This window comes from Pedobacter endophyticus, assembly GCF_015679185.1.
Lineage (GTDB): Bacteria > Bacteroidota > Bacteroidia > Sphingobacteriales > Sphingobacteriaceae > Pedobacter > Pedobacter endophyticus.
Map to the genome: position 1 here is coordinate 2,945,309 of NZ_CP064939.1, position 13,941 is coordinate 2,959,249.

Here is a 13,941-nt window from a genome sequence, read left to right on the forward strand (position 1 = left end):
TGGGGCAGGCATATCGGCCTATTTGCTGCAGATGTAACGGAGATTTTAGCCACAGTTTTACTTGCCAAATGTGAGTTGAGAGAACTCCCCGAAAACGATGACAACAACGCTTCTTTTTGCAGAAATTTATGTTATTCATTGCCGATAACTTTTACCTTTGAAACATGAGTAATTATACCAACGTTAACCAATCGCTACGGCAGCGGTTTATTAGATACGCAAAGATAGATACGCAGTCTGATCCTGGTTCGAATACTTGTCCTTCAACAGAAAAACAAAAGAACCTGGCTCGCTTATTGGTTGAAGAAATGATTGAAATGGGCATCACCGACGCTGAAATGGATAACAACGGGTATGTTTATGGCACCATTCCGGCCACAAGCGATAAAAAATTACCAGTGATATTTTTCTGTTCGCACATGGACACCTCGCCCGATTGCAGTGGCGAAAATGTTAAACCATTGATACACCAAAATTATCAGGGCGATGATATTGTACTGCCCGACGACCCAACCATTGTGTTAAGGCTGGCGGAACACAAAGACTTAAAACACCAGATTGGGAACGATATTATTACCGCAAGCGGAACTACACTGTTGGGCGCCGATAACAAGGCCGGAGTGGCAGCGATTATGGAGGCCGCTGCTTTTTTAACGAAAAACCCGGCAATAAAACATGGAACCATAAAAATTCTGTTTACCCCCGATGAAGAAATTGGCCGAGGTGTAGATAATGTAGACCTTGATAAATTGGGTGCCGACTTTGGTTACACCATTGATGGAGAAACATTGGGCTCGATAGAAGATGAAACCTTTTCGGCCGATGGCGCTACCTTAATTGTTAATGGCGTAAGTACCCACCCGGGATTTGCAAAAGGCAAAATGGAAAATGCCATTAAAATTGTCTCAGACATCATAAATGCGTTGCCAAAAGATCAGTTTACGCCCGAAACCACCAGTGAAAAAGAAGGTTTTATCCATCCCGTTAGTTTTGGCGGCCAAGTAGAACAAGCGGAGGCGCAGTTTATTATCAGAGATTTTACTGATGAAAAACTCGCTGAACATGGATCGCTTTTGGAGCAAACGATTAAAAATGTGATGGAAAATTATCCAAAATCGACCTATAAACTTGAAATTACGCCACAGTATAGAAACATGAAACAGATATTGGACCAACATCCAAAAATTGTAGAATATGGTATCGAGGCGATTAAAAGGGCCGGCGTGGTTGCCAAGCCACAGCGCATCCGCGGCGGAACAGACGGCTCGAGATTGTCTTTTATGGGTTTGCCTTGCCCCAACATTTTTGCTGGCGAGCACGCATTCCACAGCAAACAAGAATGGGTAAGCGTTCAGGATATGGAAAAGGCCGCCCAAACCATCGTCAATATCGCTGGCATTTGGGAAGAAAAAGGATAATCCAGTTTAAAAATTTCACAGATTTATACCTTTTTTGTCGCGCAAAATGCTGTCAGACGAAAAAAACAGGCAAATTCTTTAGTCAGGAATTTTTAAACCGTATCTTATTTGTTACCTTCGACTCTGATGATAACTCTCGAAAACGATTATTTAAAAGTGAGCCTCGCTGCAAAGGGCGCCGAGCTTCAAGGTTTGTACAGCAAAGAAACCCAAATTGAATATTTATGGGATGCCAACCCAAAGTATTGGGCCAAGCACAGCCCGGTTTTGTTTCCGATTGTTGGCTCGTTAAAAAATGATTCGTTCACTTTTAAGGGCAAAAATTACACTTTGCCGCGACATGGTTTTGCCAGAGATCACGTTTTTAATCTGGGGAAGAAAACTGAAACCGAGGCCGTTTTTACGCTGACCCAAACTCCCGATACTTTATTGGTTTATCCTTTTTATTTCGAGCTTAAGCTAAAATACAAATTGATAGACCGGAAGCTGAACCTCACTTACGAAGTGGTTAACAAAGGCAAAGAACCTATGTTTTTCTCGTTGGGTGCGCATCCGGCATTTGCGGTACCAAACACACCGAATACCACTTACGATGATTATTATTTGGCCTTTAACGACGATGAAAAGTTAACTTACTGGAAACTGGATAACGGTTTAGTGGCCGATGAAACAGAAACAATAGCGCTGGGCGGACATAAATTCAACCTTAGCCATCACCTTTTTTATAATGATGCGCTGGTTTTTAAAACCTTGCAAAGTAACTGTATTAGCCTGCTGAACTCAAAAAACGATTCGGGACTACATTTTCATTTTGAAGATTTCCCCTTTTTTGGCATTTGGGCGGCAACCGACGCTCCATTTGTTTGCCTCGAACCCTGGTGCGGCGTTGCAGATGGCGTAAACCACAACCAACAGCTTGAACATAAAGAAGGCATTGTTAAACTTATGCCCAGAGAAAAATGGGAACGCTTTTGGGAAGTGGAGTGCTTTTAACTTATCGCCTAAAATGAACATATAGTTTACCCAGCGAGCGTAAATGTCTCTTGAAACTTAAAGCCAGCACAAGAAAACTATTCCTAAAATGTTTAACATTTTCAAAAACAAACGCTACTGCAAGTTAGTTTATAGTATAGTTTGTTTGGTTTAGTTTTATCGGTGGATACTTATAAGACATTCTTTATAGCCTCATAGTAATATGGGGCTTTCTCATTTTCCGAGCTATTGTAAGTTGGTTGTTTAAAAGTCCTTGCGTGTCGTTTTCTTTCGACTATCCTTGTTTTCGTTAATGGTTTGATGACATTTTTATTCTTGTCGTCTTTGCCGCGCAGCCGGGAATCTTAAAATCCAAAACTCAAATGACAATCCTTTAATACTATAGATTTTTTAGGTTGGAAATGTTCGTTTTGGAAATGAACGGTTTAGTTTTCTTGGCGGTCTGTAGCCCCGCTCCCGCTTCTGCCGATGAAAAATCGGCATCCCGCTTCGATCGGGTTTAAAAGCAATGGGTAGTGCAACAGAATAGACCAAAAGAGACCCAAGTAACCTAGACCCGACAAAATGGAAAGCACGCAAGGGTGAGGAACGAGACCGCGGACTTGGAATGGCGGCGGGACTGATGCAGCCGACAAGCACGGGTATTCTCTACAAAAAAAACAAATTATTAGTCAAATATTTTTCGCATTTTTTGGAAACGGACGCTCAGTAATCATTGGCGGCCTGTAGCCCCGCTCCCACTTCTGCCGATAGAAATAATCGGCATCCCGCTTCGATCGGGTTTAGATACAAAGGCCTGTTAATAGAGAAGTCAAGCTTTTAAAGCTTGACTTCTCGGCCAGATTCTGAATCGGACCCTATTTAACAATTCGATAATTAGTGCTGAACTTTGATTTCAGTTCGTCTGTTCATTATTCTGCCTTCTTCGGTATCGTTGCTCGTAATTGGCTCTTTTTCGCCATGGCCTACGATAGTGAAATTAGCTGCATTTAAACCTGCATTAACGAAATAGGATTTAACGGCGTTGGCCCGATCGATTGAAAGCGACATGTTGTGCTCAGGTGTACCTTCAGCAGATGAATGTCCGTTTAAAACGAATTTTGTATTTGGCGCTTTCTTCATTTCAGCAACAGCCTTATCCAGAATTGCAAACGATGAGGTTTTTAATACAAAAGAATTGAATTCGAATTGAATGTTATCTAAATTAAAATTCGGCTTCTCTACCGGAGTCGATTCCTCAGCTTCTTTTGGTGCTGGAGCTGGCTTTGCTTCTTCAACAGGCGGCGCAGGTTTGGCAACTGGAGCAGGTGCCGGTTTTGCAATCATCTTTTTAGTTTTGCAAGAGTACATCGTTAAGGTAAATAAAGCAACAAGCGCCGTAAGGAAGATTTTTTTTGTACTGTTCATTTTTTCTAACTGGTTTTAGGTTTTTAATGAGGTGTTGATTTCAAACATACAATTTATGATGATTTTATAACGCTCATTTTCCAAAGAACTTATGTTTAATTTACAACAGGACTGTTTTTGATCGGGCCGACTGCTTTCGGGCACGTTACATGAGCCGCTTAAATTACGTTAAATTTCGCCAGCAGCATAGTTTAAAACTATGCTTAAAAGCGGTGTTATGCGCTTAACTTAGCTAGATTTTCCGCTTTGGCAAGTCTAAAAAAAAGCCAGCCCGGAATGAACGGACTGGCTTTACAGTTTGTTGAGCTGCTTTTATTTTTGTCTGATATAAATGTTATCGTGGTTTGATTTCAAGATCAGATCAGCTCCCCCACCATTAATCTTTCCTTTTATATTCTCGGCATCGCTTCGCGTAGTAAAGTTGATGACCCTGGGGGATTTCACACCCACAGCAACCCTTGTTGCCGCTAACGGGGCTTTTGCTGAATTGACTATATTAATCCCGTTTACGGTGCCAACAACAGAAGAATAGCCATTATTACCGTTAGCTTCAGCTTCCTTTTCTTTGTCAACGACAATTTTTAATCCGTCGGCTGCATATATTTTGCCGTAGTTTGTACCAGCTTCCAAGTTTACTTTTACCGTTTGCGGAAGCGCAACATCTACATGTCCGTAAACCGAAACAATAGAAACTGGGCCTTTAATTTCGGCAGGAAAAACGGCGTCGACAGAACTGTGAAGTGCTTTGATATTCATTGGCCCTGTGTTGTTTTCCAATCTCACTTCATTGAAGCTCACCGAAACCTCAATCTCATTTTTTAAGTTCCTTAAAATGATACTGTCTCGATAAATGCTGTTGCTATTCGTAAACAGCACCTTAATATTTTGCGGCACTTTAATATTTACCATCGTTTGGTTGTTCAAGCTCACCGGGTTCACGTTAATTTCGTCGCCCTTTACCGATACATCGAGCCCGAGCCCTGTGTTATCTGTAAAACCTGAGCTATTAATGGCCTTTAACCCTTTTGCACGTTCGTCTACTTCGTCGGGCTCCGTTTTTTTAGCGCTAAATATAATCTCGTTTCCGTTATACCCTTCTAAAATTGCTCCACTGATGTTGAGGTTTAATTTGCCTGAGCTTTTCGCTAACTTATATTCTTTTTGCGCCGCAGCAGATAAGCAAACGGTTAATAGGGCCAAAAAAAGTAGTTGTTTTTTCATTGTATTTAATTTTTAATTGATCATTTTATAGTTTGTCTTCTCTCATTAAGATGCTGTAAGCCTCGTCTTTAACTGCGCTGAATGTTTCTGGGTTGCTCACTAAAGCATGCAGGCTTTCATCTATTTTTACGTTATCCATGGTACCCAGTAAGTTTACCAGCGCAAGCTGCACCATCGGGTCGGTTTGGTTTTTCAGGGCGTTTACCAACAGTATCGAAACATGGGTATCGTTTTTATATTGCGCCATTACGCCGAGTGCCGCAAGGCGAACGTTGCTATTGCCATCATACTCAAGTGTTTTGTCCAAAATATTTATTGTACGCTCACTAATAAGGCCGCTTTTATCAATCGCTAAAACGGCTGCCAGGCGGTTGCTGGCCGAGCTGCTATCGCTCAGCTTCTCGTAAAAATCATCTAAGTTGGACTTGGCCGCGGACTTAGGCAGCGCCAAACGTTTGCGGGCCGTTTTTGGTTTTTTATCCGCTTTTAAGTCGGCAAGCGCTTGCTCTACCTCAATTGTATTATCGGGCACAGCTTTCATTGGTGGCGCAACATCAGTTTTGGCCAAACTTTGATCTTTTTTTGGTGCCGAAATTTTAAAAATCAAAACGGTTGTAGCAATAATTAAAACTGCTGATGCGGCAACCAACCATTTCTTTACATCGAACGTTATGGCTTTTTGTTCCGATTTAACGGGGTTCCGGGCTGCTTTCATCAGCTCGAGGTTAAATTGTGGGGCATCAAGATGATCGAAATCTTCCCTGTGCCTTTCTACAAAATCTTTTAAGGAATCATTCATAATATGCCTTATCTTTTAATGATAGTAAAATCCTTTTCTTTGCCCGATGATATTGAGTTCTGACTGTGGCAGGCGATATGCCAAGCATTACGGCAATTTCTTCCTGGCTAACTTTTTCAAACAGGTACAAATTTAAGATCGTTTTGTACCCTGTTGAAAGCTCTTCAATGCTCTTGCGCACATCCTCCACTCTGCAATCGAAAAGTTCATCTGCTCTTGCATTGTAATCTGCTTCGGCTTGCGGCTCCATATCGCCCAAATCAGTAAATAAGATTTTCTTTTTTCTTAAGTGAGAAATTGATCTGTTGATGGCCATCCGCCTTACCCATGCCTCAAAATTGATAACGCTTTGTAATCGCTCGGGGTCATTAAAAGCGTTAAAAAAAGTTTCCTGCAAAATATCCTCCGCCTCTGCCGTATGGGCAATTAACCTGCTAATCGAATTATAAATCCTGCGGGCATACTTTTGATACAGCATGGTATAGCCCAGGTCTTTCCCTTGAATACACATGGAAATTAAATCCCGATCGCTTATGTTTTCTCTTAACGGCAAAGTTGGAGTTCGTTAATCATTATCAATGGTTTCTATAGAGTAGTCGCAGGATTGTGATAATGTTGCATGGTTGAACGCAATTATTTAACAAAAAAATAAATAATACCCGATGATGCTGCATATATAGGTGTAATTTACTGATTCAGATCTGTATAATATAGGATGATTTAATAGGAGCGGGCACAAAAAAAGCGCTTAACATTTAATTAAGCGCTATCAAAAATTTATAATTTAAAAATGGTTTTCTGTCGTGTTGCCTTACCTAAAGTTGTATCTCAAGCCGATTTCGAATTCGCCGTTTGCATAATTTTGCAGGTCAGACGCATTTGTTGTATAAAGCAGTAAGATAGAGAACTTGTTTTGATAAGTGGTACCAGCGCCAAAGGTTACACTTGCGGTGCTGTGGTAAATTCCACTAAGCAGCAGTTTATCGCCCCAAAATTGTGTATTTAAGCCTAAATCAAAAATATCGCGATAGTTATCAATTCCGCGGTAGGTAACTTTGGGTTCAATTACGTTCATTACTCTGTTTGGACTGATAAATTTATAAGAGGCGGAAGCGAAATAGGTAGAGCGATCGACAATCGTTCTGGATAAATCGCGGTTAAAAAAACGCTTCATATTTGGCAGCGCCGCCTGAATATTGAGGTGTTCGTTTCTAAATGCAAGGCCAAAATCTCCATCGAAATACATTTTGCGTTGATTGAAATTGGTTAAACTCATGTCCCCATCATCTCCCCTTACCTTGCCAAAATCAATCCACTCGTTCATTATCCCTGCCGAGAGACCAAAGTCTAAATAGGCACTACCGTTATTTAATGGTAAATGATAGGCGTATGTTCCTTTAACGTTTGTTCGTTGGATTACGCCCGCTTGCTCGTTGTACAGCGCCATGCCTGCACCTACTTTCCTGTTTGCAGCGCCAAAAGTTGCGGTAACTGCCTGTATAGACGGGGCGCCCTCAACAGCAGTCCACTGGGCTTTATATGCCGCATTGGCCTCCCATCCTTGCTCAAGGCCGGCCATTGCCGGATTACTCAAATACTGGTTTTGATAATACATTGTACCCATCGGATTGAGCTGACCATAGGCGGTAAAGCTCAAAAAGAAAATTAAAGGGGTTAAAAACTTTTTCATGTGATTCATGTGTGATTATTTTAATCCACAGCTAACGATTGCCCGTTAGCTGTGAGCATTTTTTCTACTGATTGCCAACGATAGTGATAAACCCTTTTCTTACACCTATACCTTTGCCAAAGTCGATGATGTAATAGTATGTTCCCTCGGGTAATACGCCACCTTTATAGGTACCGCCCCAACTGTTATCATATCCTTTCATTTCGAAAACGAGTTTCCCTGCACGATCGAATATTTTTACGAGGTTGTTTGGATACATATCGATGTTTTCGACTTTCCAGGTATCGTTTTTACCATCGCCATTCGGTGTTACCACGTTATGAATATCCAGCACCTGGAAGTCGGCCCGCACCTCGATGGTAAATGTTTGGCTACTGCTCCGGCCGTATTGATTAAACCCGGTTACGGTGTAAGTGGTGGTTGCTGATGGACGAATGGTAAGCACTGCCGAATTTTGTCCGTTAATGATTCCTTCTGCATTGCTCCATTGATAAGTTAATGCACCAATGGCGGTTAACCGGGCGGTTTCGCCTTTGCTGATGCTATTTCCTTTGTCGCTGCTAATGCTTAGCACTGGCGGAGGATTGTCGATTACCGTAAAGTTCTGCGTTACCGGGTTGGCCGCTTCGAAATTTGAATCGCCTGCCTGGCTTGCCGTAATTACTGTGGTTCCAATCCCCACAATCTGAACCTGATTGCCATTTGTAATACGGGCAACATTGGTATTGCTGCTAATGTAGGTAACGCTTAGCCCCGAGCTGGCCGTAGCCTGAAGTACAAAAGGTGCATCGGTAACCAATTTAGTCGCCAGTGGATTAAAGGTAATTGATTGCGTTGTTTTCGCGATGGTTAATGTACCTTGTTTGTAGCTGATGTTATAATTGGCCGCAGCAGCGCCACTTCCTGTTATCGGATAAGTTCCAACAGATGATGTGGTTGTTGCCACACTTGCAATTGTTAACGGCGTGGTAAACACTGAATTGTTTTCTGTACCAACAAAGCCCGAATAGGTAGCGGTAAATGTTGGGTTGGCAGCCAGATAAGGTTTTGTTTTATCGTTAATTGTAATCAACAATGGCCTTTGAGTAATCTGGAAGCTTGCAGCGTTGAAAGTAATAGCGTAATTGGCACTAGCCGAAAGCGTATTTAGATTGATGGTGTAATTGCCCACATTTTCGCCCGCTGTTCGGTTTAATGCTCCTGTAATTGCATCGCTTCCAACGAGCGAATTAGGCGCAAGGCTGTAGGTAAAGGCTGGATCTGCATCGCCATACACTTTTGTTTTTGCATCGGCTGTTATTACAATCGGCTTGGCAGAAATGTTTGCGCTGGCATTAGCAACACCGCTTAAAACATAGTTGCCCGCTTTAGCTCCCGTTAATATCATTCCCGAGGCCACCACACTTTTAGCTGTTCCGGCATTTGCATTTGCGAAAGCGGCGGTTCCTGCTGCTAAATTTACATCGGCTTGATCGGCGGTTAAAACGCCAGTTAAGTTGCGTGTCAAAATGGTCGCGGCGGTCGAACCGTCGTAAACCTTATCCGAAACGGTGAAAGTTCCTGAAATTTGTTTCTGCACTACATTAATTGTGGCCAACTTACTGGTCGAGCTATAGTTTGCGCCATCCGTTGGTGTGAAATCTACCGTTAAGGTTTGCGTTCCAGCAGCCAATACCGTTCCCGATGCTGGCGTGTAAACAAAATTACCTGCAACATTTGAGGTTGCATTTAATTGCGTGGCCGAAAGTGCCGTTCCGTAAGTAATAGCTGAAGGGTTTGCCCAGGTGATTACTGGGATCGCTTTGCCTACATTGATGCTTACCGTTTTGCTTGTAGCGGTATAATTGGTAGCGTCGGTTGGTGTAAAATCTACCTTTAAAGCTTGCGTTCCCGCAGCCAATACCGTTCCCGATGCTGGCGTGTAGGTGAAGCTTCCTGCAACATTTGAGGTGGCATTTAACTCCGTTGCCGAAAGTGCCGTTCCGTAAGTAATATCTAATGGATTGGCCCACGTTATTACTGGCGTAGCCTTGCCCACATTGATGCTTACTGTTTTGCTGATGGCGCTGTAATTAGCAGCGTCCGTTGGCGTGAAATCTACCGTTAAGGCTTGCATTCCTGCAGCCAATACCGTTCCCACTGCTGGCGTATAGGTAAAGCTTCCCGGAATGTTAGCGGTTGCGTTCAGCTGTGTGGCCGACAGTGCCGTTCCATAAGTAATAGCTGACGGGTTCGCCCAGGTAACTACCGGCGTCGCTTTGCCCACATTAATGCTTACGGTTTTGCTTGTTGCGGCATAATTAGCAGCGTCCGTCGGTGTGAAGTTTACCGTTAAAGTTTGCACTCCCGCACCCAATACGATGCCTGATGCAGGCGTGTAGGTGAAGCTTCCTGCAACGTTTGAAGTGGCATTTAGCTGTGTGGCCGACAGTGCCGTTCCGTAAGTAATGTCTGATGGATTAGCCCAAGTGATTACTGGCGTGGCCTTGCCTACGTTGATGCTTACGGTTTTGCTTGTTGCGCTATAATTAGCAGCGTCCGTTGGTGTGAAATCTACCGTTAAGGCTTGCATTCCCGCAGCCAATACCGTTCCCGATGCTGGTGTATAAACAAAACTTCCTGCGACGTTTGAAGTGGCATTCAGTTGTGTAGACAAAAGTGCCGTTCCGTAAGTAATATCTGCTGGGTCTGCCCAGGTGATTATTGGTGTAGCTTTGCCTACGTTGATGCTTACGGTTTTGCTGGTGGCCGAATAGTTTGTTGCATTCGTCGGCGTGAAGTTTACCGTTAATGTTTGCGTTCCAGCCCCCAATACCGTTCCCGATGCTGGTGTGTACGTGAAACTTCCTGCAACATTTGAGGTTGCATTTAACTGCGTGGCCGAAAGTGCCGTTCCATAAGTAATATCTAATGGATTTGCCCAGGTGATTACCGGCGTGGCCTTGCCCACATTGATGCTTACTGTTTTGCTTGTTGCGCTATAATTAGCAGCGTCCGTTGGTGTGAAATCTACCGTTAAAGTTTGCATTCCTGCACCCAATACCGTTCCCGATGCTGGCGTATAGGTGAAGCTTCCGGCAACATTTGAGGTTGCATTTAGCTGCGTTGCCGAAAGTGCCGTTCCGTAAGTAATATCTGCTGGGTTTGCCCACGTAATTACTGGCGTAGCTTTACCCACGTTGATGCTTACCGTTTTACTGGTGGCGTTGTAGTTTACCGCATCCGTTGGGGTAAAGTTTACCGTTAAAGTTTGCATTCCTGCACCCAATATTGTTCCCGATGCCGGGGTGTAGGTAAAGCTTCCCGGAACATTTGAGGTTGCATTTAGCTGCGTAGCCGAAAGTGCCGTTCCATAGGTAATAGCTGATGGGTTTGCCCAGGTAATTACCGGCGTCGCTTTGCCTACATTTATGCTTACGGTTTTACTGGTAACGCTATAATTGGCAGCGTCCGTCGGCGTGAAATCTACAGTTAAAGTTTGCAGTCCCACAGCCAATACTGTTCCCGATGCCGGTGTGTAAACAAAGTTTCCCGGAACATTTGAGGTGGCATTCAGCTGCGTGGCCGAAAGTGCCGTTCCGTAAGTAATAGCTGATGGGTTGGCCCACGTAATTACTGGCGTGGCTTTGCTCACGTTGATGCTTACCGTTTTGCTTGTCGCGTTATAATTAGCCGCATCTGTTGGTGTAAAATCTACAGTTAAAGTTTGCAGTCCCACAGCCAATACCGTTCCCGATGCTGGCGTGTAAACAAAGCTTCCCGGAACATTTGAGGTTGCATTCAGTTGCGTAGCCGAAAGCGCCGTTCCGTAAATTATGCCCGATGGATTTGCCCAGGTAATTACTGGCGTGGCCTTGCTTACGTTAATGTTAACCGTTTTACTGGTAGGGTTGTAAGTTGCCGCATCTGTTGGTGTAAAATCTACTGTTAAGGTTTGTGTACCTGCGGCCAATACCGTTCCCGATGCCGGCGTGTAAACAAAGCTTCCCGGAACGTTCGCAGTGGCATTCAGCTGCGTAGCTGAAAGTGCCGTTCCGTAAATTATGCCCGATGGGTTTGCCCAGGTAATTACTGGCGTGGCATTAATAATGCTAAAGTTAACATTCGTTACGTTTCCAGCGGCATCAGCAACAACAAGTGCATAACTATTTACCGTGCTAACGTTTGAGCCACTTGCAAAAGGGGTGCCATTAAGTGTCGCCGTTCCTTCGTTGAAGGTAATGGTTTTTGTAACGGGTGCCGTGTAAGTTGCTCCGGCAGTTATGCCCGTTACAACAGGTGCAGTAAGATCGATCGTTAGCGCCAACGCTGATGAAGAAGCGCTCACATTACCTGCGGCATCTACTGCTTTTGCCGTTATCGAATGCACGCCCTCGGCCAAAGTACTGCTTACTATGCTCCAATTTATTCCCGAAGCCAAAGAAGAGCCAATTTGGGTTGTTCCATCATAGAGATTAACTGTTGCGCCACTTTCTGATGTACCAGTAAAGGTAGGCGTTTGGTTTTTTGTTGGATTTCCGGCACTACAAACAGGTGTCGATGGAGCAACTGGCGAAGTCGTATCGATTACGATGGCCAGTGTTGTTGAAGCGGGGCTTACATTGCCTGCGACGTCTGTTGACTTCGCCGAAATATTATGTGCACCGGAACCAAGTGCCGACGATGTAATTGACCAATTGCCTCCGGTGGCGACTGCGGTGCCCAAAACTGTTGTACCGTTGCTATCGTATAGCGTAATAACTGAACCCGATTCGGCTGTACCGCTAAAAGTTGGCGTAGTGTTGTTTGTTATATTGTCTGAACTTGAAATACCGCTATCACTTGCGGCAAGAAGATCTGGCGTTGAAGGTGCAAGTGGCGCTGTTGTATCAATCGTTATCGATTTATTAGACGAAGCGGTGCTGGTATTACCGGCAACATCTCTGGCTTTCGCTGTGATACTGTGGACACCTGACGAAAGGGCTGTTGTTGTGATAGACCAATTGCCCCCTGTCGCGACGTTGCTTCCGAGTACAGTGGTTCCATCGGTATCGTATAAAACTACTGTGCTTCCGCTCTCTGCCGCACCAGTGAATACCACGGTGGTTGCGCTGGTAATTCCGTCTGAACTTGAAATGCCACTATCGCTTGCTGCAGCTAACGAAGGCGTTGAAGGTGCCACCGGAGCAACATTATCAACTGTTATGCTTAACTCACCAGAAAGTGGACTGGTTACATCAGATGCATTGGTAGCGGTTGCTGTTATTTTGTGTACGCCAGCTGTTAGAGCCGTAGTAAGGGTGATTGACCAACTGCCACCTGTTGCTGTTGCAGTTCCCAACAAAGTTGCTCCCTCGTATAGTTTAACGGTTGAGGCGGCTTCGGCTGTACCAGAAAAAGTAGGCAATGTTACATTGGTAATTTTATCTGTATTAGAATTTCCGCTATCACTCGCCGCAGCCAGTATTGGTGTTGATGGCGCTGCGATCATCGGTCTAAGAATTAGTACCGCACCCCCAATTATCAAATCATCGCCATCGATTACATAATAATTACCGTTGATTTCGGCAATTCCCCAGGGATAATAAAACCCGTTTTCGTGCAAACCCGTCACAATAACGCTCGTCGCTCCGCTTGTTGAATATTTTGTTACCTGATAACCTGTTCCAACCTTTTCACTCGCATACAAATTGTTTTGTGCATCAACGGCTAAAGCTGTGGGCGCTTGGTTTGCCGAAACCTGACTAGTGGTCCCCGATGAGGTAATTTTAACAATTTCTCCCTGGGTAGTGGAAGAAGCGGGTGCAGCTACGTACACCGCATTATCTGCGGCTACACATAATCCTGTAGGGTATGCACCGTCTGATCCGCTCAAGCTACTATAAATTAATGTTCCTGTACCCGGAGCGCCAGTGGTTGTATATTTGCGCACATCATATTTACCGGAATTGAGATTATATTCGGTGGCATACAAATTATCTGAAGCATCAACAGCCAGAGCGGTAAAAAACCTGCCACTTAAGAATTCTGATGATGCGGTGTAATTTGAGGCTTTGGTTACCTTAATAATCTGACCATTTTTTGTGCCGTCGGTAAAATCGGTTGAGATATAAACATCGCCATTGGATGCGATGGCTAAACCCCAGGGAAACTCTTGATAACCATGCGTAAGCCCTGTATAAACCACTTGCGTAGAAGCACCGGCACTGAGGTTGGGATAAGTGTACTTTACGACCTCGTAAATTGCGCCACCGCTACCAGATTTAACCCGGGTGATGTAGAGATTGTTGTCTCGATCTTTGGCCATTGCGGTGTAAAGTCCTCCCGTTTCCAAATTGGTTTGGGTGTACTGTGCCAAAGCAGGAAATGCCAGGGACAGGAAAAGTAATATTACCGAAAAAGTAATGCTTTCTTTAGTAAAGAATTTCTTCATA

General features: G+C 44.0%; 8 protein-coding genes. 2 read left to right on the top strand and 6 right to left on the bottom strand.

Features of this window, described 5'->3' with window-relative positions; all coding sequences use genetic code 11:
* Window positions 1-164 precede the first annotated feature (164 nt).
* Entirely contained in the window at window positions 165-1,418 is a 1,254-nt protein-coding gene (gene pepT / locus IZT61_RS11955) for a peptidase T (RefSeq protein ID WP_196097137.1), read from the top strand.
* Between the two features lie 126 nt (window positions 1,419-1,544).
* Window positions 1,545-2,411 carry an aldose 1-epimerase family protein gene (locus IZT61_RS11960; RefSeq protein ID WP_196097138.1) on the top strand — a complete coding sequence of 289 codons (867 nt, stop codon included), beginning with the start codon at window positions 1,545-1,547 and terminating at the stop codon, window positions 2,409-2,411.
* An 876-nt stretch (window positions 2,412-3,287) separates the two neighbouring features.
* Here the strand turns inward: IZT61_RS11960 and IZT61_RS11965 are convergent.
* From IZT61_RS11965 to IZT61_RS11990, 6 genes are all read right to left on the bottom strand, one after another.
* On the bottom strand, window positions 3,288-3,818 hold the full coding sequence (locus tag IZT61_RS11965) for an OmpA family protein (RefSeq protein ID WP_196097139.1): 531 nt from the start codon (window positions 3,816-3,818) through the stop codon (window positions 3,288-3,290).
* A 312-nt stretch (window positions 3,819-4,130) separates the two neighbouring features.
* On the bottom strand, window positions 4,131-5,039 hold the full coding sequence (locus IZT61_RS11970; RefSeq protein WP_196097140.1) for a DUF4097 family beta strand repeat-containing protein: 909 nt from the start codon (window positions 5,037-5,039) through the stop codon (window positions 4,131-4,133).
* A 25-nt stretch (window positions 5,040-5,064) separates the two neighbouring features.
* Window positions 5,065-5,838, bottom strand: coding sequence for a hypothetical protein (locus IZT61_RS11975; protein WP_196097141.1), 774 nt, complete (start codon window positions 5,836-5,838; stop codon window positions 5,065-5,067).
* Window positions 5,831-6,391, bottom strand: a complete 561-nt coding sequence (locus IZT61_RS11980; protein ID WP_196097142.1) for an RNA polymerase sigma factor — start codon at window positions 6,389-6,391, stop codon at window positions 5,831-5,833. Before IZT61_RS11980 ends, IZT61_RS11975 begins: the two co-directional genes overlap by 8 nt.
* 258 nt (window positions 6,392-6,649) lie before the next feature.
* On the bottom strand, window positions 6,650-7,528 hold the full coding sequence (locus tag IZT61_RS11985) for a PorP/SprF family type IX secretion system membrane protein (RefSeq protein ID WP_196097143.1): 879 nt from the start codon (window positions 7,526-7,528) through the stop codon (window positions 6,650-6,652).
* A gap of 64 nt (window positions 7,529-7,592) precedes the next feature.
* A complete protein-coding gene (locus IZT61_RS11990; protein ID WP_196097144.1) occupies window positions 7,593-13,940 on the bottom strand; it encodes an Ig-like domain-containing protein in 6,348 nt (2,115 codons plus the stop codon).
* Window position 13,941: the final 1 nt, after the last annotated feature.